General features: G+C 61.7%; 20 protein-coding genes, 1 pseudogene and 1 riboswitch. Of the genes and pseudogenes, 15 read left to right on the top strand and 6 right to left on the bottom strand.

Features of this window, described 5'->3' with window-relative positions:
- Positions 1–18: 18 nt before the first annotated feature.
- Positions 19–1,173 carry an efflux RND transporter periplasmic adaptor subunit gene (locus AC1Z3O_RS30745; RefSeq protein ID WP_483520453.1) on the bottom strand — a complete coding sequence of 385 codons (1,155 nt, stop codon included), beginning with the start codon at positions 1,171–1,173 and terminating at the stop codon, positions 19–21.
- Between the two features lie 133 nt (positions 1,174–1,306).
- Here AC1Z3O_RS30745 and AC1Z3O_RS30740 point away from each other — a divergent pair, with 133 nt between their 5' ends.
- From AC1Z3O_RS30740 to AC1Z3O_RS30730, 3 genes are read left to right on the top strand one after another with little or no spacing between them, the layout of a single operon-like run.
- Positions 1,307–2,047 (top strand): response regulator, encoded by a 741-nt coding sequence (locus AC1Z3O_RS30740; RefSeq protein WP_483520452.1) that lies wholly within the window; start codon positions 1,307–1,309, stop codon positions 2,045–2,047.
- Positions 2,044–3,150, top strand: coding sequence for an ATP-binding protein (locus AC1Z3O_RS30735; RefSeq protein WP_483520450.1), 1,107 nt, complete (start codon positions 2,044–2,046; stop codon positions 3,148–3,150). Before AC1Z3O_RS30740 ends, AC1Z3O_RS30735 begins: the two co-directional genes overlap by 4 nt.
- 32 nt (positions 3,151–3,182) lie before the next feature.
- Positions 3,183–3,587 (top strand): SRPBCC family protein, encoded by a 405-nt coding sequence (locus tag AC1Z3O_RS30730; RefSeq protein WP_483520448.1) that lies wholly within the window; start codon positions 3,183–3,185, stop codon positions 3,585–3,587.
- Positions 3,588–3,808: 221 nt separating this feature from the next.
- Here the strand turns inward: AC1Z3O_RS30730 and AC1Z3O_RS30725 are convergent, their stop codons facing one another.
- Positions 3,809–4,732 carry a LysR family transcriptional regulator gene (locus AC1Z3O_RS30725; RefSeq protein WP_483520446.1) on the bottom strand — a complete coding sequence of 308 codons (924 nt, stop codon included), beginning with the start codon at positions 4,730–4,732 and terminating at the stop codon, positions 3,809–3,811.
- A 211-nt stretch (positions 4,733–4,943) separates the two neighbouring features.
- Between AC1Z3O_RS30725 and AC1Z3O_RS30720 the strand changes: the two genes are divergently transcribed.
- From AC1Z3O_RS30720 to AC1Z3O_RS30705, 4 genes are all read left to right on the top strand, one after another.
- Positions 4,944–6,254: an MFS transporter gene (locus tag AC1Z3O_RS30720; protein WP_483520444.1), complete on the top strand. Its 1,311-nt coding sequence runs from the start codon at positions 4,944–4,946 to the stop codon at positions 6,252–6,254.
- A 47-nt stretch (positions 6,255–6,301) separates the two neighbouring features.
- Positions 6,302–7,201 carry a L(+)-tartrate dehydratase subunit alpha gene (gene ttdA / locus AC1Z3O_RS30715; protein WP_483520442.1) on the top strand — a complete coding sequence of 300 codons (900 nt, stop codon included), beginning with the start codon at positions 6,302–6,304 and terminating at the stop codon, positions 7,199–7,201.
- Positions 7,198–7,806 (top strand): L(+)-tartrate dehydratase subunit beta, encoded by a 609-nt coding sequence (gene ttdB / locus AC1Z3O_RS30710; protein WP_483520440.1) that lies wholly within the window; start codon positions 7,198–7,200, stop codon positions 7,804–7,806. Before ttdA ends, ttdB begins: the two co-directional genes overlap by 4 nt.
- Before the next feature lie 165 nt (positions 7,807–7,971).
- Entirely contained in the window at positions 7,972–8,487 is a 516-nt protein-coding gene (locus AC1Z3O_RS30705; RefSeq protein WP_483520438.1) for a tellurite resistance TerB family protein, read from the top strand.
- On the opposite strand, the gene AC1Z3O_RS30700 is transcribed toward AC1Z3O_RS30705, so the two are convergent.
- Entirely contained in the window at positions 8,402–9,286 is an 885-nt protein-coding gene (locus tag AC1Z3O_RS30700) for a LysR family transcriptional regulator (RefSeq protein ID WP_483520436.1), read from the bottom strand. The two genes, AC1Z3O_RS30705 and AC1Z3O_RS30700, sit on opposite strands and share 86 nt — an antisense overlap.
- A 243-nt stretch (positions 9,287–9,529) precedes the next feature.
- On the opposite strand from AC1Z3O_RS30700, the gene AC1Z3O_RS30695 reads away from it, so the two are divergent.
- The 3 genes from AC1Z3O_RS30695 to AC1Z3O_RS30685 all read left to right on the top strand — a co-directional run bounded on the left by AC1Z3O_RS30695 (position 9,530) and on the right by AC1Z3O_RS30685 (position 12,860).
- On the top strand, positions 9,530–10,807 hold the full coding sequence (locus AC1Z3O_RS30695; RefSeq protein ID WP_483520434.1) for a hypothetical protein: 1,278 nt from the start codon (positions 9,530–9,532) through the stop codon (positions 10,805–10,807).
- 224 nt (positions 10,808–11,031) lie between these two features.
- Positions 11,032–11,115: riboswitch (ZMP/ZTP riboswitch) on the top strand.
- Between the two features lie 20 nt (positions 11,116–11,135).
- Positions 11,136–11,768: a LysE family translocator gene (locus tag AC1Z3O_RS30690; protein WP_483520432.1), complete on the top strand. Its 633-nt coding sequence runs from the start codon at positions 11,136–11,138 to the stop codon at positions 11,766–11,768.
- A 132-nt stretch (positions 11,769–11,900) separates the two neighbouring features.
- Positions 11,901–12,860, top strand: coding sequence for an alpha/beta hydrolase (locus tag AC1Z3O_RS30685; RefSeq protein WP_483520430.1), 960 nt, complete (start codon positions 11,901–11,903; stop codon positions 12,858–12,860).
- Between the two features lie 71 nt (positions 12,861–12,931).
- Here AC1Z3O_RS30685 and AC1Z3O_RS30680 read toward each other — a convergent pair.
- Positions 12,932–13,096: pseudogene (locus AC1Z3O_RS30680) on the bottom strand (MFS transporter); the annotation flags it as partial.
- An 82-nt stretch (positions 13,097–13,178) separates the two neighbouring features.
- Positions 13,179–13,727, bottom strand: a complete 549-nt coding sequence (locus tag AC1Z3O_RS30675; protein ID WP_483520428.1) for an RBBP9/YdeN family alpha/beta hydrolase — start codon at positions 13,725–13,727, stop codon at positions 13,179–13,181.
- Positions 13,728–13,845: 118 nt separating this feature from the next.
- On the opposite strand from AC1Z3O_RS30675, the gene AC1Z3O_RS30670 reads away from it, so the two are divergent.
- Positions 13,846–14,301, top strand: coding sequence for an Lrp/AsnC family transcriptional regulator (locus AC1Z3O_RS30670; RefSeq protein ID WP_483520426.1), 456 nt, complete (start codon positions 13,846–13,848; stop codon positions 14,299–14,301).
- Between the two features lie 299 nt (positions 14,302–14,600).
- Here the strand turns inward: AC1Z3O_RS30670 and AC1Z3O_RS30665 are convergent, their stop codons facing one another.
- Complete coding sequence (locus AC1Z3O_RS30665; protein WP_483520424.1) at positions 14,601–15,584, bottom strand: helix-turn-helix domain-containing protein; 984 nt, start codon at positions 15,582–15,584, stop codon at positions 14,601–14,603.
- A 123-nt stretch (positions 15,585–15,707) separates the two neighbouring features.
- Here AC1Z3O_RS30665 and AC1Z3O_RS30660 point away from each other — a divergent pair, with 123 nt between their 5' ends.
- Genes AC1Z3O_RS30660 through AC1Z3O_RS30645 form a run of 4 tightly spaced genes read left to right on the top strand, consistent with a single transcriptional unit; the run spans position 15,708 to position 19,385 of the window.
- On the top strand, positions 15,708–16,421 hold the full coding sequence (locus tag AC1Z3O_RS30660; RefSeq protein WP_483520422.1) for a fumarylacetoacetate hydrolase family protein: 714 nt from the start codon (positions 15,708–15,710) through the stop codon (positions 16,419–16,421).
- 24 nt (positions 16,422–16,445) lie between these two features.
- Positions 16,446–17,324 carry a polysaccharide deacetylase family protein gene (locus tag AC1Z3O_RS30655; protein ID WP_483520420.1) on the top strand — a complete coding sequence of 293 codons (879 nt, stop codon included), beginning with the start codon at positions 16,446–16,448 and terminating at the stop codon, positions 17,322–17,324.
- A 58-nt stretch (positions 17,325–17,382) separates the two neighbouring features.
- Entirely contained in the window at positions 17,383–18,633 is a 1,251-nt protein-coding gene (locus AC1Z3O_RS30650; protein WP_483520418.1) for an MFS transporter, read from the top strand.
- The gene (locus tag AC1Z3O_RS30645; RefSeq protein WP_483520416.1) at positions 18,630–19,385 is read left to right on the top strand and encodes a sulfite exporter TauE/SafE family protein; all 756 of its coding nucleotides are present in this window, start codon (positions 18,630–18,632) and stop codon (positions 19,383–19,385) included. The genes AC1Z3O_RS30650 and AC1Z3O_RS30645 overlap by 4 nt, the downstream gene beginning before the upstream one ends.
- The last annotated feature ends 22 nt before the right edge of the window (positions 19,386–19,407 follow it).

Genomic DNA, 19,407 nt, shown 5'->3' with positions numbered 1-19,407 from the left:
CTGGATCCTCCCCGTGGCTCAGTGCGCCGCGGCGGTCGTGGCGGCGTCAGGCGACTTCCAGTCGGTCGCGGTCACGGCCGCGCCCTCGGTCAGGCGCTCCATGCCTTCGACGACGACCTTCTGGCCGGCCCGCAGGCCCGACTGGATACGGTAGCGGCGGTTCGTCAGCTCACCCACTTCGATGGCCTGCGGGTGCGCCCGGCTTTTCGCGTCGAGCACCCACACCAGCGGCTTGCCGCCCGCGCGCACGACCGCCTGCTGCGGCACCGTCAGCGCGTTCGCGTAGTGCGCGCGTGGAATCCGGGCGCGCACGTACATGCCCGGCAGCAGTTGCCGGTTCGGGTTGTCGACCAGTACGCGCAGCAGCACGTCGCCGGTGCCCGGGTCGACGTTGACGCCCGAGAACAGCATGCGGCCCTGCACGTCGTAGCGCGTGTCGTCGTCGCGCAGCACGTCGACCGGCAGGCCGGTGCCCGACCCTTCCGGCTGCGCCGCGAGCGCGCCGCGCAACCGTTCGAGCGACGCGGCCGGCTGGCGCACGTCCACGTAGACCTGGTCGATCTGCTGGATGCGCGCCATCGGCTGGCCGTCGCTGCCGGCGACCAGCGCGCCCTCGGTCACGAGCGCCTGGTCGATGCGGCCCGAGATCGGCGCTTCCACGGTCGCGAACTTCAGGTCGAGCTGGCGGCGGGCGAGGGTGGCGCGCGCCTGCGACACGTCGGCGGCGGCCTGGTCACGCTGGGATACCGCGTCGTCATACACCTGGCGGCTGATCGCGTCCGCCTCGACCAGGGGCTGGAGCCGGGTGGTCTGCACGCGTGCGCGCGCCAATGCGGCGTCGGCCCGCTGCAATGCCGCCGCGGCCGTGTCCATCTCGGCCTGGAACGGCGCAGGATTGATCTGGAACAGCGGCTGGCCGGCCCGCACTTCGGTGCCTTGCTCGAAAAGCCGGCGCAACACGATGCCGCTGACTTGTGGCCGGATCTCGGCGATGCGCACCGCCGCGACGCGGCCGGGCAGGTCTTCGGTCAGTTTGAGTGGGGCCGGGACCACGGTGGTCGTGGCCACATGGGGGGCCACCGGAGCGGCCTGCTGGGTCTCCCCGCAACCCGCGAGCAACGCTGCCGCCAGGGCGCATACACCGCCGTAGCGGCACCATCGTTCGTGTTTCATATCGACTCCGTGAGGCAGCGCCGGCAATCACCTGCCGACGAAGACAGGCGCAGTCTGACTGTGGCCGATGGTGTTTCGTCTGCGGTAGTATGGAGATTCGATGGAGACGCTGTGAGAGCGTGAAGTGGCCACCATGCCGGATACGAAGCAACCGAGCGGCGCCGAGCAAGGCGTCCAACCCCTGATTCTCATTGCCGAGGACGAGCCCGAGATCGCCGAGATCCTGACGGCCTACCTCGCGCGCAGCGGCATGCGCAGCGTGCATGCCCCGGATGGCCGCAAGGCGCTGGAACTGCATCTGTCCCTCAAGCCCGACCTGGTGCTGCTGGATGTGCAGATGCCCCGCGTCGATGGCTGGCAGGTGCTGGCCGAAATCCGCCACCGGGGTAACACGCCGGTCATCATGCTGACGGCGCTGGACCAGGACATCGACAAGCTGATGGGGCTGCGCATCGGTGCGGACGACTATGTGGTCAAGCCATTCAATCCGGCAGAAGTCGTGGCGCGCACCCAGGCTGTGCTGCGCCGGTCGATGTCGGGCGCGGGCCAGGGCGGGCAGCAAAGGGTGCTGCGCGCGGCGCCGTTCGTGATCGACCTGGAGCATCACGAGGCCGTGGTCGAGGTCGAGCGGCAACAGCATCGCCTGGCCTTGACGTTGACGGAGTTCCGGCTGCTGGCGCAGCTCGCGCGCGCGCCCAGGCGGGTGTTCAGCCGTGCCGAGCTGATGGCGACCTGCCTGCCGGAGGGCGATACCTTGGAGCGGACCGTCGACAGCCACATCAGCAAGCTGCGCAGGAAGCTGGAAGACCTCGGTGTCGAGGGCATTCCGGTTGGCGTGCGCGGAGTCGGCTACAAGCTCTGGGGCGCAGAATGAAGCTGCAGGGGCTGAGCCGCCAGATCGCCGTGTCGATGGCGGCGATGGCGTTTGGCGTCATGCTGTTGGTCGTGCTGACGTCCTACGCCTTCTATTTTCTGGCCTCGATTTACTGGCCGACGCATTTCGATGAACCGAGCTGGATTCCTACCGGACCGGAGTGGGTGTGGCTGATCTCCACCACGCTGACCGGCCTGGTGCTGGCGCTCATCGTGGGCGTCAACCTGGCGCGCCGCATCCTGGTGCCGTTGAACTCGGTTGCCGATGCCATACGCCGCGTCTCGCAGGGCGATCTTGACGCGCGCGCCATCGCCGGTGATCGCTCCTTGCGCGAGGCGGCTTTGCTGGCCGACCAGTTCAATGCGCTGGCGGCGCAGTTGCAGCGTGTGACCAACGAACAGGCATTCTGGAACGCCGCCATTGCCCACGAACTCCGCACGCCGGTCACCATCCTGCGCGGCCGCCTGCAAGGCTTGGCGGAAGGTGTCTTTACCCCCGATGAAACCCAGTTCCGCAGCTTGCTCACCCAGGTGGAAGGGCTGGTTCGACTGATCGAGGACCTGCGCGTGATCAGCCTCGCCGAGAGCGGTCACCTTGATCTGCAGATGCGGGAAGCCGATCTTGCCGTCGAGGTCGGCGCCGTCGTGGCGGTGTTCGGCGATGCGCTCCGGGCGGCGGACCTGCATCCTGTGCTGGATCTGGATGAGAGGCCGATGCAATGCGACCCGGTCCGCATTCGGCAGGCTCTGCTGGCCCTGCTGGAAAATGCACGCAAGTACGCCGTGCCCGGTTCGATCCGAATCCAGACCCGCGTGGAGCATGGCAGGTGTCATCTGCGTGTGGAGGACGATGGTCCGGGCATTCCAGGCGACCTCGCGCCGCAGATCTTCGAGGCATTCCGGCGCGGAGGCGACGCGCGCCAGGGCGCGAACGGCGGTAGCGGTGGCAGCAGCAGCGGTCTTGGGCTGGCGGTGGTGGCAGCCATCGCGCATGCTCACGGCGGGCAGGCCCAGTGCAGTCCTGCTGCCGGCGGCGGAACGCGATTCGAACTGGACTGGCCAGCCCATCCGCCAAATTGCACTCATCGCCCTGGTGAACTATAGTCATCCGCATTGCCAACCACACTGCTGGGACTATGAAAATCACCGTTGAAACCACCGTTGCAGCCCCGATTGAGAAGGTGTGGCGTGCCTACACGACGCCGGAAGACATCAAGCAATGGAACGCCGCTTCCGACGACTGGCACACGACGGCCGCCACGGTCGATTTGCGGGAAGGCGGCGCCTTTTCCTCGCGGATGGAGGCGAAGGACGGCAGCATGGGATTTGACTTCGCCGGAACCTACACGAAGGTCGTTCAAAACAAATTGATTGAGTATGCCTTCGGCGACCGAAATGCTCAGGTCGAGTTTCTCGACACGCCAGAGGGTGTCACGGTGCGCGTGAGCTTCGACGCGGAAACGCAGTATCCGGTCGAGCAGCAGCAACAAGGTTGGCAGGCCATCCTGAGCAACTTCAAGCGGTACGTCGAATCGCACTGACGATGCACTGGCAACGCATTCGACGTTGCACGAAGCGCCCGTAGCCCGCTTTGGCGGGCTTTTCTTTTGGGGCTTTGATGATCTGTGGGGGCTTGGGGTTCTGGGTGCGCTGGCTTTCCTCACTGCGGCTGGCGATTGCCGCCCCCGCTGTGCGCGAGAGAGGGAAGGGCAGAGGCGGGAACTGTTTGAGTTGAAAATTAAACTCCGCGCGTGCTCAAAGGCTACCAATTCGACCGGTCCTGGCTCGGGCTGTCGGCGTGATGGCTCAGGAAGCTCCGCAGGTGTTCGACGAAATACGAGACCTTGGCGGACAGGTTCAGTCGCTCCAGATAGACGGCGTAAATGTCCGCGGGCGGGGTGTCGTAGTCGGCAAGTACCTGAACCAAACGGCCGCTGCGCAGGTATTTGGCGACATCCCACTCCGCGCGCATCAGGATCCCGTGCCCTTCCAGCGCCCAGTTGAGGGCCACTTCTCCGTCGTTGGTGCTGAGCCCGCCGTGCACCTTGACGGTTTCCGTCTGCTTCCCGCGGGTCAGCCGCCAATTGCCATAGGCGGTCTCGTTCTGCCGCAGCACGATGCACGCATGCTGCGTGAGGTCGTGCGGGAATAGCGGTTCGCCCGCGGTGCGCAGATAGGCCGGTGACGCGCAGAGCAGGCGCCGGTTAGGCGCGATCCGCTTGGCGATGAGACGGGAGTCGGGTAAGTCGCCGAAGCGGATCGATACGTCGATCGCTTCGTCCGGCAAGCTGATCGGGCGGTCCGTCAGTTGAAGCTGGACTTCGACGTCCGGATAGGTCTTCGAGAAAGCCGAAATGGCCGGGCCGATATAAGAGCGGCCGAAGCCGAGCGGCGCATTGACGCGCAACAGTCCTTTCGGCGCCGCGCGGTTGCTCGACACCAGCCGCTCCATTTCGTCGATGTCGCTCAGGATGCGCATTGCATTCGCGAAATAGACCTCCCCCTCGTTCGTGAGACTGATCCGTCGCGTCGTGCGGTTCAACAGTCGCACTCCCAAGCGCTCTTCCAGTTGCGATAGGCGCCGCGATACCGCGGGCGGCGTCAGGTTCAGTTCACGCGCCGTCGAGGCAAGGCTCCCCTGCTTCACGAGCAGGCAGAAGAAGGCGAGCTGGGAGTCGGAGTCCATTAGTAAAAATTTTGCAAGGATGTATTAACTCTACATCGATTCATCGCTGAACTGAAGCGAATAACCTTCGATCACGCCCAATCAGCCAGTGCTGCCTGCTACCAGCGCGACTGACAAAAGAGCTGAAAAGGCTGCGGGAGAGTGAGGGCACCGAGGCCGACAAGCCGCGTTCCCGCACCGATCGGGATTTCATCGATAAGGAGACACCCCTATGCAAGCGGACATCGAGAAGCGGACATTGCGCCGCATCAGTTGGCGCATCGTGCCGTTCATCATGCTCTTGTACTTCATCGCCTACATCGACCGGGTCAATATCGGCTTCGCCGCCCTGACGATGAAAACGGACCTCGGTTTTACCGCGTCGATCCTCGGTTTCGGCGCAGGCATCTTCTTTTGGGGTTATTTCCTGTTCGAGGTGCCGTCCAATATCGTGCTTCACAAGGTGGGCGCGCGCCTCTGGATCGCCCGCGTGATGCTGACGTGGGGACTGATCTCGGCCGGCATGGCCTTCGTCCAGGGCCCGACCAGCTTCTACATCATCCGCTTCCTGCTCGGTGCGGCCGAGGCAGGATTCTTCCCCGGCATCATCCTGTACCTGAGCTACTGGTTCCCCGCACGTCACCGGGCCGGCGTGACGGCGTTCTTCATGGCCGCGGCGCCGATCTCCACTGCCCTCGGCTCACCGCTCTCTGCTGCGCTGCTGGAAATGAATGGCGTCATGGGCCTGGCCGGCTGGCAGTGGATGTTCATCCTCGAAGCGATTCCGGCAGTCATCCTTGGCGTCGTGGTCTTCTTCTACATGACCGATCGCCCCGAGCAGGCAACCTGGCTGAAGGACGACGAACGTGCCTGGCTGGTCAAGGCCATGAGAGAGGAGGCCGCCGGCAAGGGGCATCACGGTAGCCACGGCATCCTGCGCGGCCTCGCCGACCCGCGGGTGCTCGCCCTTGCGCTGATCTACTTCGGCACGTCGGCCGGTCTCTACACACTCGGCATCTGGGCGCCGCAGATCATCAAGCAATTGGGCGTTTCGTCCATCACGGTCGGCTTTCTCAACGCCATTCCTCCGATGGTTTCGGTCATCGCCATGGTCCTGTGGTCCCGCCATTCCGACCGCACCGGCGAACGCACCTGGCACGTCATCCTGGCCTGTGTCGCCGCCGCAGTGGGCCTGGTGGTCGCGGCAAGCGCCAACAGCATCGTCGGGCTGATCGCCGCACTTACGCTCGTCAATGTGGGCATCAGTTGCGCCAAGCCGCCCCTGTGGACCATGCCGACGGCGTTCCTGTCCGGCGCGGCCGCCGCGACGGGCATTGCCACCATCAATTCGATCGGCAACCTCGGTGGCTTTGCCGGCCCCGCCATGATCGGCTGGATCAAGGACCAGACGGGCAGCTTCGCGGGCGGACTCTATTTCGTCGCAGGCCTGCTCGTGCTTTCCGCTGTGCTGACTCTCGTACTGGCCTCTTCGCAGAAGCCGGAGGCGACCGCGCCGAACGAGCCGAACGCGACAGTTCACTGAACGCATTGCACCCCCAATAACCCCCCGCATATCACAAGGAGTACCACATGGACACCGAAGCAGCAGTCCAGTCCCTGACGGACACCATGGCCAAGTTCACTGCCTACATCGGCAAGCGTCTTCCCACGGACGTCAAGAAGAAGCTCGCCGAACTGCGCACGATGGAAACCAATCCGCTGGCGAAGTCGATCTACGATTCGATGGCGGGCAACCAGGAAGCCGCGGACAAGCTCGATCGCCCGAGCTGCCAGGACACCGGCGTCATCCAGTATTTCGTCGAGGCCGGCGCCAACTTCCCGCTGTTGGGCGAGCTGGAAGAGATCCTGAAGGAAGCCACCGCCGAGGCCACCCGCATGGGGCCGCTGCGCCATAACGCCGTCGAGACCTTCGATGAAAAGAACACGGGCACCAATACCGGTACCCAGATCCCGTGGCTGGACTGGCGCATCGTGCCGGGCCTCGATAGCTGCACCATCGACGTCTACATGGCCGGCGGCGGCTGTACGCTGCCGGGCGCGGCCAAGGTCCTGATGCCAGGTCAGGGTTACGAGGGGGTCGCGGAATTCGTGATGGATGTCATCACCGAGCGCGGCGTCAATGCGTGTCCGCCGCTGCTGGTCGGCGTGGGCGTGTCGACATCGGTCGAGACGGCTGCGCGGCTTTCCAAGCTCGCGATCATGCGGCCAGTCGATTCAAAAAGCGCAAATCCTCGTGCGGCGCTCATGGAAGACCTGCTGGAGCAGGGCCTCAACGAGGTCGGCATCGGTCCGCAGGGCCTGACAGGAAACAACAGCGTCATGGGCGTCAACATCGAATCGTCCGCCCGTCATCCGTCGACGATCGGCGTGGCCGTCAATACCGGCTGCTGGGCGCACCGCCGCGGCAAGATCCGGATCAACGCCGACATGTCCTACGAAATCATTTCCCACGAAGGAGTCGTTCTGTGAAGAAAATCCTGACTACCCCCATCAAGGACGAAGACCTTGCGAGCCTCAACGTTGGCGATGTGGTCTATCTCACAGGACGCCTCGTGACCTGCCGCGACGTGGCGCATCGCCGCCTGATCGAACAGGGGCGCGAGCTTCCCGTGAATCTCGAGGGCGGCGCCATCTTTCACGCGGGCCCGATCGTCCGCAAGAAGCAAGACGGCGGCTTCGAGATGGTGTCGATCGGCCCGACGACCAGCATGCGGATGGAGAAGTTCGAGCGCGAGTTCATCAGGCAAACCGGCGTGAAGCTGATTGTCGGCAAGGGCGGCATGGGACCGGAAACCGCGGCAGGTTGCCAGGAGAACGTGGCCGTGCACGCGATCTTTCCCGGTGGCTGCGCCGTGCTGGCAGCAACGCAGGTGGAGGAAATCGAAGGCGCCGAATGGCAGGACCTTGGCATGCCGGAGACACTCTGGATCAACCGGGTCAAGGAATTCGGGCCGTTGATCATCTCGATCGATACCAAGGGCAATAACCTGATCCAGCAGAACAAGGCCGAGTTCAACGCGCGCAAGGCACCGATCCTCGAGCGGATCAGCAAGGAACTGGGCTTCATCAGGTGATCCCGGCCCCCGCATCAGGAGGCGAACCGGCCTCTTGATGCGGCGAGACCACATCGTTACTTCGGTTTTTTCGAAGCAGCAGTCAACGATACCTTGGTTTTTATCGGGCCATTCAGGGCCGACACTGTGCGCTCGTTCAACACTTCCTTCCGAAGGAGCAAGCGAATGCGCAACTACCCCCGAAACAGCCCGCAAGCTGCGGCTCGAATCGTCGCCCTCGTGCAGATCGCGGACGGACACGTCTGCTGTTCCGAAGACAAGGCCCTGGACAAGGTCGATGTCGCACGCGAGCTAGGGCTTCATCCTCGCGAATTCAAACGCATCGTACAGACGCTTTGCGAGGACTACGTACTGGGCACCATCCACACGGGACAAGCGCCAACGCCCGTTTCTGAGTCCGTATTTGCCGCCCTGATGGCCGAAATCGACGAGCCGCACCTGCAACGGACCTTGCTGCGCGTTTGCCTGGAGGTTGTGAACGCCGACGGGCATTGGGCAGATGGCGAAATGGCAGTGTTGGCAGCGGCACTCAGGTATTGGCCTCTAGCCGCAGAGCATGGCTTCCATACCATGAGCCCCATTCCGCGCGAGCTGCTCAGCGCCGTGCGGCGGCCAGCACTTGCTGGGCAAGCGGGTGATGCTGGCCACGCTGCGACTGAATGCCGAAGATCTCCTCTGTGACGCCTTCCGAACGGCCGAGCCACTGGAGACCTTGCAGTAATGTCAGCTCTCCGGCGCGCAATTCGCTGACCGGGAACACGCCCATGCCGCGCGCGGCGAAGATCGCCATCAGTGCACTATCGGCGAACTCACCAACGATGCGTGGGCGGATCCCTTCAGCGTCGAACCAGGCATCCAGCTTTGCTCGCAGCGCCGAATGCCCGATGGGCAGCAGCACCGGTAGTTCGGCAAGGCAATGTGGAAAGGGGGGCAAATCCTGGCGTGCTAGAGCCAGAGAGAGCGGCTCATACCAGTCCACGGGCCACTCCGCCAGGCGCTCGCTGGTCAGGCGAAGATTGGCGTTGTACGGCGCCGGCTGTCCGGCCAGCACCAGGTCGAGGCGATGCAGGGCCAGGGCGGAAAGCAACTGCTCGTAGTTTCCCTCATGACAAAGCAAGCGCAACGATGGGGTATCCAGCACGGGTTCAAGAATCGCGTGCGCGGCTAGCTTGGAAATATCGTCAGAAAGTCCGACGGCGAGCCGCGCGATCTTGAGGGTTGCTGCCTGGCTCACTTCCTCTGGTATCAGCCGCCCGATCCTGAAGATCTCTTCGGCCCGGATGAACGCCGCTTGGCCAGCCTCGGTCATGGTGACGCCGCGGCCGGCTGGCTTGAGCAATTGATGCCCCATCGACTTTTCCAGTTCGCGGACCTGCGCACTGACCGTCTGGACTGCGATGCCCAGCCGCTCGGCAGCCCGGGTGAAACCGCCTTCCTTCACGACGACCCAGAAGTAGTGTAGGTGACGATAGTTAAGCACTTCCGCGCCCTTGCTTCACCAAAAGCGAACTGTCATTCAGGCTATTGCTGTTTTTTTCGAATTTCAAGATCGCGGATCATGGTGGCATGCGTGAGTTGGCGACCACGAAGTCACGATGTGGTCCGAAGACGACTCCGACCTGCCGCTGTCTGATTTGTGTGTCCGGCATCGGCAAGCCGATAACCCATCTATCTCGCGGCGCAATCGACCTGGGGCCCCGAGCACAGCGCCCAAGGAGTGCAAATGGCCGAAATCCAGAAAGAATGGCAATGGAAGCTTAAGAGTTCGGAGCAGCGCTATGCGCCCATCACTGCGCCTCACCTGAGCGGGAGCGGTGGCGGAAGCTTCATGAAGGTGCAGGATTTTTCCTTAGTCCTGGGCGGACCGCTGTTCCAGCTACTAAGACGAGCGCGCTTGTCCGACGATGCCATGACCATGGTGCACCGGCGCGTGATTGTTATCTCGCTTCTAGCCTGGCTGCCACTTTTGGTTCTTTCCGCGCTGGAAAGCCATCTGTTCGAGAACAGCGTAGCTGTACCCTTCCTGGCCGATATTGAGGTCCACATCCGCTTCCTCGTCGTACTGCCGCTACTGATCGTCGCGGAGTATGTGGTGCACCAACGCATGTGTCGCATCGGCCATGCGTTCCTGGAGCGAAAGTTGGTTCCCGAAGCTGCAATGCCACGGTTCAGTGAGGCCATTGCATCGGCTTTTCGCCTGCGGAACTCAGCGCTTGCCGAGGTGCTCCTGCTCGTAGTGGTCTACGGTGTCGGTGTGCTAGTCGTCTGGCGTCAATATACTGCCCTCGACACAACTACCTGGTATGGGTTGCCGTCCTGGGCCGGCGCCGATCTCTCCCTCGCCGGCTTATGGTACGGCTATGTGAGCCTGCCGATTTTCCAGTTCCTGCTGGTGCGCTGGTACTTTCGGCTGCTTATCTGGATGCGGTTTCTCTGGCAAGTCTCCCGCATAGATCTCCAACTGATTCCCACTCACCCGGACAGGGTCGGTGGCGTGGGATTCCTTTCCAATACGATCTACGCGTTCGCCCCGCTGGTTCTCGCGCATGGCGCCATGCTTGCGGGCCAATTTGCCAACCGAATCGTCTTCCTCGGCGCGGAGCTACCGGATTTCAAGATGGAGATCGCGGCGATTGCTATCTTTCTCCTGTGCATTGTGCTCGGCCCACTACTGGTATTTTCCCCACAGCTTGAGCGGACGAAGCGGACGGGCCTCGGAGAGTATGGCGTGCTTGCGGCAAAGTACGTGCGCCAATTCGATCTCAAATGGCTGCGGGGCGGGGCACTTGGCGATGAGTCACTTTTGGGCAGTTCTGATCTTCAGTCGCTGGCAGATATGAATCACAGCTATGGAGCCGTCCGCAACATGCGTCTTGCACCATTCGGCCGCGACGCTATCCTGCTGCTGGCAGCTTTTCTACTCGCTCCCATCGCACCGCTTCTGCTGACCTTGATGCCCCTTGAAGACCTCCTGAAGCAACTGTTTGGCTTGATGTTCTGAAATGTTCGGCTCTGAGTTAAACATCAACCCGAAGGAACACGGTGCCTTGGCTGTCATGCCCCACACGGGGCCACTATTGCTGAATTCGTGGCCTCAACGAGGTGTCGACGCATGGCAAGGGAGTCGGGCGATACCATGGTTGGTGATTCACTGCTGGCGGGCGCAGTTCCCCCATCCCATACGTGGCCTTGGTCCTCGTGGAAACAGAAGACGTGCTAGGATCTCTGCACTCATGTGACTGGCGCATACAGATAGGGCACTATCGGGGAGCGTGAGGTTGTTGGCCGCCGCGCGCCTGGGCATTACCTACTATCTTTGGAGATGGGTTATGCCTGATTTCACGCAATTGCTCATGTTCGCTCTTGTGGCGTTGGGAATGGTGTTAACGCCGGGGCCGAACATGATTTATCTAATTTCCCGCTCAATTTGCCAAGGTAGACGCGCAGGCCTCATTTCGTTGGGAGGCGTTGCTCTGGGCTTTGTGTTCTATATGCTCTGTGCGGCATTCGGAATCACGGCTTTCGTATTTGCGGTACCTTACGCATACGACACGCTTCGCTTTGGCGGCGCTTTGTACCTTCTGTATCTTGCCTGGCAAGCGGTCAAACCGGGCGGGCGGTCCGCGTTTGCAGTGCGCGACCTACCGGTCGATACCCCGAGGAAGCTCTTTGGCATGGGGTTTATCACTAACCTGGTGAATCCCAAGATCGCCGTCATGTATCTGTCTCTGCTTCCCCAGTTTATTACGCCAGGACACGGCAGTGTTCTTACCCAATCGCTGGCGCTCGGCAGCGTTCAGATTTCGATCAGCCTCGCTGTGAATGCACTGATCGTCGCGACAGCCGGATCGATATCTATCTTCCTGTCAGGACGCCCGTCGTGGCTGTCGGTGCAGCGCTGGCTGATGGGAGGCGTTCTGACAGGTCTGGCGGTGCGGATGGCATTCGAATCCAGGAAATAGCAACGACCCGCATCGGCGTACGTCTTCCCCTGCGTCAAGGAAGGTCTGCACAACGCGGATTCATGCTGGCCTTCCACGCCCCCAACAGTTGAGTGATCGCCCCGGATACCGCGTTCCGCACATCATCTACCGATGCCCCAGGCAAGCTACAAGACGGAAACCTATTGGAAGCAGTACCAATCGTTTTTTCCCGCACATGCGCGAGTCACCGCCGCCAACAGCCCGAATGAAGAGCGGCTCCCCTGGAAAGGAGCATCGATCCATGTTGATCGATTTCCCTGCGTTGCATCGCCGCTGACGGTGATCGTAGTGCATGGAGGTGGAGGGTATGGCCGGCTGTTCGCGCCGATTGGCAAGCTGCTGCACGGCGCCGGCTACGAGGTAATAGCTCCGGATCTACCGGGATATGGATTGAGTCAGGCGCCTGCTTCACTGGTTACTTACGAGGCGTGGACCGACTTGCTATGCGATCTGGCATCCATCGAATACCGGAACACTGGGCGGCGCGTAGTGTTGTGCGGCGGTAGCCTTGGTGGCTATCTGGCTTACCTGTGCGCGGCGCGAATGGGTGGCGGCCCGATTGCTGGCGTGATCGCCACGACCCTTGCGGATCCGCGCTCGCCGCTGGTGAAACGGCAGTTTGCCCGCAATGCGCTGGTGTGCCACGTCATGATGCCCCTGTTGCCCTTCTGCGCCCCTCTGATCGGCGGACTGAGACTGCCCGTGAAGTGGTTTACCAAAATGGGCGCGATGTCGAACGATCCATCGCTGAACCGGTTCGTTGCCGAAGATCCTCATGGCGGCGGCGTACGTGTGCCGGTCAACTTCATGCAGTCAATTTTCGCCGTGCGGCCGGACATTGAGCCTGAGGACTTCGACTACTGTCCTCTCCTGCTGGCACACCCCGAAAACGACCGCTGGACGGATTTCGAATCGAGCCGGCAGTTCTTTGACCGCATCAAGGGCGAGAAGAGATTGGTGATGCTGGAAAACTGCGGTCACTTTCCGGTGGAGGCGCCAGGCATCGCCCAATTGGAACAGGCTTCGATTCGATTCCTGCAGGAGATTGCCAGCAACCGATCGCGCGCGTGACCGCGTGACATTGGTTTGTGGTGACGAGGTCAGCGGCGCATCACTGCCCACTGGTGGCCGGTCATGGCTGGCAATACCCCTTGTACCAGCAGAAATCCCATCAAGGCGATGTTGATGGCCAGGGAGATCATGCCGGCGCGCGCGCTCGACACCGAACCCGTCGTGGTGTTGGTCACAGGCGTATTGGTGATGCCCAGGCCCGCGCCAGCCAGCAGGCAGCCTGGCGGCACGGTCAGCCTCCAGGCCCGCAGACGATGACATCGCTCCTACGTTGACGTCCCAAAGTTGCGACCAGATATTCGCTCGCGAGATTGCCTGTCAGGTAGGTGCGCTCGCATCAAAATGCTGCAGGAGCCGGTATCCCTCAGCCCAGTCATTCAGTTGGCTGGCGGCATTCAAATGTCCGCGTGCTCCGACGTCGAGAAATTCGCTACCCCATGTACTGGCACAGGACTGTGCATAACTGATTGCTGCATAGGGATCGTCGTTGCTTGCAACCAAGATACTGCGAAAGGGCAATCTTGCTGACGGTACGGGCGAGAACCCGATGCTGAAGGCGCTGGGAAAGGCCGATGCCGATGGGTCTGGAACAGCTACGAGCAGTGCCCCTCGAATGGCGGCGGCGTAACGCGTGGCCCAATGCACAACCGCGAGGCACCCGAGACTATGAGCGACGATGATCGTATCAGGACCGAGAGCCGCCACTTCGCGATCGATTGCCGCTACCCATTCGTCGCAGACCGCGTGATCCCAGTCTTCCACCTTCATGCGGCGCCAGTGCCCCGGCTTCGCAGCCTCCCAGACACTTTGCCAGTGTGTTGCTCCCGAATTGCCGTGACCAGGCACGATCAGAACGCGTCGACTCATGTTTAGCCCCCCTGAATGAGTATCCAGTGTAAAAGCCGATGGTCTCTGCCAGAATAGCCGAACCAATGAAATCGTTGCCCACGGGCTTCGAATGCACGGAATTGAGGGGCATGCACGAATGAAACCTAAGCAGGTGGAACTGGATCGACTCGACTGGCGCATTATCGAGGCGCTGCAAACGCATGCGCGCGTGACGAATACCGAGCTAGGCAAGCAGATCGGACTGTCGCAACCAGCTGTCAGCGCCCGGATCAGGCGACTCGAGGAGCAAGGCGTGATCGAAGGTTACTCGGCAAGAATCAACGCCGGGCTGATCGGTCGTGATATCTCCGCGCTAGTCCGCATACAAACGAGTCATGCGCAGATCGCGAAGTGCCTGAAGGCCTTTGCGGCGATGCCTGAGATCATCGAGGCGCATCGCATCACGGGCAGCGACTGCTTCATTGTTCGTGTGGTAGTTGAAAGAATGAAGCAGCTGGAAACCGTCATCGACGCGCTGGCCAGATTCGGACCTGTGACGACCTCGATCGTACTGGCAAGCTACCCGCCCAAGGCGATTGGTGAAATCAGGTAGTACATCAATATGGATGTACTCCTGTCACGGCACCGGTGGCCAGCCCTGCGTCTATCGTGCGCTGCGCGATGGCACGCGGCTCGCCGTGACCGCAATCTCAACCAGCCATCCGGGCGGCACTAGCCGGACTACTTCCGAGCGCGTCCGTGCAGGTACGTTGGGTTGCTTGTCCGTGCCGAAAAACTGGTTATAAAGCCGGGAAGATACACGAGCGTGCTGCGCGCTCCGACCGGTATCGTGCAGGCGTCACGAATTGACGCGCTCCCTCCTGCGTTCCAACCGCTGTTTGACAGTTGGGCCTACTCAACCCAGATGCGCGCGCCCACGCCCTGGAATTGGCGTCGAAATGCCAGCGGCGTCGACCCTACGATCTGCCGAAACCGCCTGGCAAAGTTATTCGGTTCGCCGAATCCCGTGCTTTGCCCGATTTCTGCGGCGGAAGCGGATGTGAAAACCAGCAAGCTCTTTGCCCGCTCAATCCGCCTTTCAGTCACCAGTTCCAGAAAAGTCTTTCCGGTTTCGTTCTTCAGGAGGTGGGCCAGGTGGGTTGCTGACACATGACTGGCTTGCGCAGCATCGCCCAGAGTCAGTTCCCCGGAGAGGTTGTCAGTGATATAGCGCATGCAGCGAAGCACGGATTGCTTGTACGGCTGCAGATGTCGTCCGCTAGCCTCGCAACTACGGATCTTGTCGCCATGGCGTCGCCATACCATGCCAATCAGGTTTAGCAGGTGGCTGCGGATCAACAGGTTGCTGGCCGTGTCGCCACTCGGCGATTGCAGCGCCTCTTGTGCCATGCGCTCGCAAAGCTGCTGAAGGTAATGCGTGTCCAGATCATCGAATTGAAAATCCAGGCAATGCTGAAACCGGAAGGGGGCGAGTTCTGGCGCGTGCGCAAGAGGCACGTCCGAGAGCGCGAAAACGTCAAGATTAAGTGATGGCAGCAAGTACTCCTTGCTGATGTTGATCACGTAGAACTGGCCGTCCGCTGGATTCGGAATGTAGTGAACAACGAACGGTAGCACGAAGCTTATCGTGCCGGAGCGAATGGGACGCTGCTGGTCCCCGATGTAGTGAGTGGACTCGCCCTGTATGTTGACGTAGATCTGGAAGTACTCGTGACGGTGCGGTACCGGATTCGGCAGACAATTGCTCTGATCGTGGATGCCAAAGTAGGCGCTCTGCGCCCGGGCCGCCATGGTGTAGTTCCGGATGGAAGCGCGCTTTTCGCCGTTGTGGTGCAGGGGTGGCAGCGGGTCGTTCGAGGGATGCGCCTGGTGCATGGGAAAGGGGCAAAGGATCGCAAGGATTGCACATTTTTTCGCAAGCCTGTGCATTGAGACTGAATGACCTCAACTCTAAACTCTAGCCACTCCGTCAGAACATCTTACTAAGAGACAATCCATATGCCTAGTACCAGTGCAGACAACATCGCGCAGTCGACCGAGATCCTGAGCGTTGCCCCAACCTTCCTTGATATCGTTGACAGCGACCAACGCTTCCAGGTGCGGCGCGTCTATTGCGTGGGGCGTAACTATCTTGCCCATATTCGGGAGATGGGGGAGGGCGACGAACGCGACCCGCCATTCTTCTTCCAGAAGCCGGCTGATGCCATTGTCACCGATGGGCGCGTCCCCTATCCGACGTTTACCGAGGACTTTCAGTTCGAGTTTGAACTGGTCGTCGCCATCGGCAGCGAAGCGGTAAGCGTGTCGCCGGACACGGCATTGAACCATGTCTTCGGCTATGCCGCAGGTCTTGATATGACACGGCGGGACCGCCAGCGCGAATGCAACAAGCGCGGCCTGCCGTGGGAACTGGGGAAGTCATTTGACCATTCGGCGCCATGCGGTCCCATCCATCCCGTAACGCAGGTCGGCCATCTCCGTTCGGGGACACTTAGCCTGGCGCTGAACGGGACTGTGCGACAGGACTCTCTGCTTGAGAAGATGATCTGGAACGTCCATGAAATCGTAAGCGAACTGTCCAGGCAATACCGCCTGCTTCCCGGCGACCTGATCTTCACCGGCACCCCCGAAGGCGTCGGCGCGGTGCAGCGCGGTGACAGGCTCACTGGCCGCATTGAAGGACTCGCCCCCTTGCAGGTCGAGATTGTCTGAGTACCACGTCAACGGAAACACACCATGAAGCCCCTTGAACGCATCTCGTATTCGGCTATTTCAGAGCGTCCGGCCTTGACGTTGCCGGGCGGCAAGCGCCTGGCTGTCTGGGTTATCGTCAATGTCGAGGAGTGGGATATCAACGAGACCATGCCGCGCACGGTTCTCACGCCTCCCGCCGGCGGCTCGCCGATGCCCGATATCCCGAACTGGGCCTGGCACGAATACGGCAACCGCGTCGGCTTCTGGCGCATGCTGGACGTCATCGACGAATTGGGGATCAGCGCCACGCTTGCCATCAACGGCTCCGCGATCGATGCGTACGAGCCTATCGCCAGGGCGGCGAAGGCGCGCAACTGGGAGTTTATCGGTCATGGCTTCGGGCAGCGCAACATGCAGAAGGTGCCCGACGAAGCGATCGACATCGCGAAGACCACCGAAGCCATTCGCGCCTATACCGGCAAGCGCCCGCGTGGCTGGCTTGGCCCGGGGCTCACCGAAACTTGGAACACGCCGGACATCCTTGCAGAGCAAGGCTACGAGTATGTGTGCGACTGGGTGCTCGACGATCAGCCGGTGGAACTGATGACGCGCGATGGCGGCCGCATCGTGAACGTACCCTACACGCAAGAGTGCAATGATGTAGCGATGATGCTGATTCAGCATCACAAGGCCAGCGAGTATCGCGACCGCGCGATCGACCAGTTCGAGCAGCTCTACGCTGATGCGAAGAGCTCGGCCCGCGTGATGGCGCTGGTTGTGCATCCGTACATCATGGGTGCGCCACACCGCCTGCGCTACTTTCGGGAGGCGCTGGCGCACATCCGGGCGCGCGACGACGTCGCCTTCCTTACTGGGGAAGAAATCCTCGATTGGTACAAGGCGGCACGACTCGACCTATAGCCGGCCAGAGCTGCCGGCAACCCGAAAAAAATCTCGCTTGACGAGAAGGAGACACCAAGTGAATTCCTCGACATCGGCCAATCCGCTGACCGGTGAGGGGCGCAACGAAACGCCCGTCACAGCACTGGAGATCGGCATGTTTCTTGTGCTGCTCGCCTCTTACGCGCTCAATGCGATGGACCGGCAGATCTTTCCGCTGATCGCCGCGGACGTGCGAAGGGAGTTTGGGTTCGGCCTCGCCGACACCGGCCTGCTCTCGACCATCTTCACGCTTGGGATGGCACTGGCAGGGGTGCCGACCGGATATCTGCTGGCGCGGTGGTCGCGCAAATCCGTGCTGCAGCTCGGCATCGCGGTTTTCTCGCTCGCCACGCTGCTCACTGCCTATTCGAGCGGCTTCGGCGACATGATCGTGTACCGCGCTGCTACCGGTATCGGCGAGGCGATGCAACTGACCGTGGTTATCGCCACAGCGGCGAGCTATTTTGCGCGATTCCGCGCGACTGCAGTCGGTGCCATCAACTTCTCCTTCGGGGTCGGTGCCATCGTAGGGCCGCTGCTCGGTGGGCACCTGATTGGCTTCGACCGCAACTGGCGCCTGCCGCTGATGGTGTTCGGCCTGGCCGGATTCGCCGCCATGGCACTGATCGCGGCTGCAGTGAGCAAGCGCATGACCGAGAAGGCCAGCACCATTGACATGCGCATCGACACGCGCGGTGCAACGGCGATGTGGAACCGGAACACGGTACTGTTGACCGCGATGAGCGTCATCGGCGGACTGTGCATCTATGGCTACCTCGGCATGTATCCCACTTTTCTGCGAGAGCATCTGCACTACACGCCTTCAGACACGGGCCGGGTCATGAGCATCTTCGGATGCGGGGTGTTCGCCTCCATCTTTGGCGGCTGGCTCGGTGACCGCTTTCATCCCAAGCTGGTGCTGTCGCTGAGCTTTGCGGGGGCCGGGTTGCTCGGCATCCTTCTGTTCTCGGGGCCGACAGGCATGGTGGTCCAATCGGTGTTGTCCTTTGTTTGGGGACTGGTGGTGAGTGGCGTGCTGTACGTGAACCTGGCCGGATACCACATCAAGGCCGTGCGCGCTTCGCTCACGAACCGGGCGACCGGTGTCTTCGTGACGACGCTCTACGGCGCCGGCGCTTTCGCGGGCTACATCATCGGCGGCATCGCGGCGCGCTTTGGCTGGAGCGCGGCCGGCTTCATACAGATCACCTTGCTATCGGTCATCGGAATAGTACTCACGATGCTACTGCGGATCGATCGCATGTCTCTGCCCGTGCCCAAGCCATGACGCCGGTCGATTGGGTATTGCTCGGTGGCGCGGCGACCCTGGCCGGTACGCTGAATGCCGTGGCAGGCGGCGGTAGTTTCCTGACGCTGCCGGCCTTGGCGATGGTTGGCGTGCCGCTGGTATCTGCCAACGCCACTGGGACGGCCGCGCTCCTGCCCGGCTACGTGGCTGGTGCCTGGGCCCTGCGCAAGGAACTGTCCGAGCCGATGTCGCCCTCGCTTGTCCGGATGGGTCTGCTGTCGGTGCTGGGCGGAGCGGCAGGCGCAGCGTTGCTGCTATCGACTTCGAACAGCGCCTTCGGCCGCATCGTGCCCTGGCTGCTATTGGCCGCGACACTTCTCTTTGCCTGTGGGCCATGGCTTCTGCGCAGAGGACGCCCCGCGGCCAATGCTCGCTGCGAATGGGGCGCGGACATCGGCATCGTTGCGGTCGCGATCTATGGTGGTTATTTCAACGGGGGTCTCGGTATCTTGCTGCTGGCGACGCTCGGCGCGCTCGGGCATACCGACTTGAGCCGAATGAATGGCATCAAGAACTTCGTCTCCGTGATCCTGACACTGATGGCCGTCGTCATCTATGCGGCAAGCGGCGCCATCGCCTGGACGCATGCACTATGGATGGCGGCTGGTGCTACGGCCGGCGGGTATTTCGGCGGCGCGATGGCGCGGCGGTTGAAGCCGGCTGTAGTACGCGGCTTTGTGGTCCTGACAGGGCTGGCCATGACCATCGCGTTTTTTCTCAAAACGCGTTGACGACACCTATTTTCCTGCAATC

It is taken from the genome of Cupriavidus sp. 09_S30, from assembly GCF_056930435.1.
The sequence above is the reverse complement of the archived record's forward strand: the minus strand, read 5'-3'. Positions and strand labels throughout refer to the sequence as shown.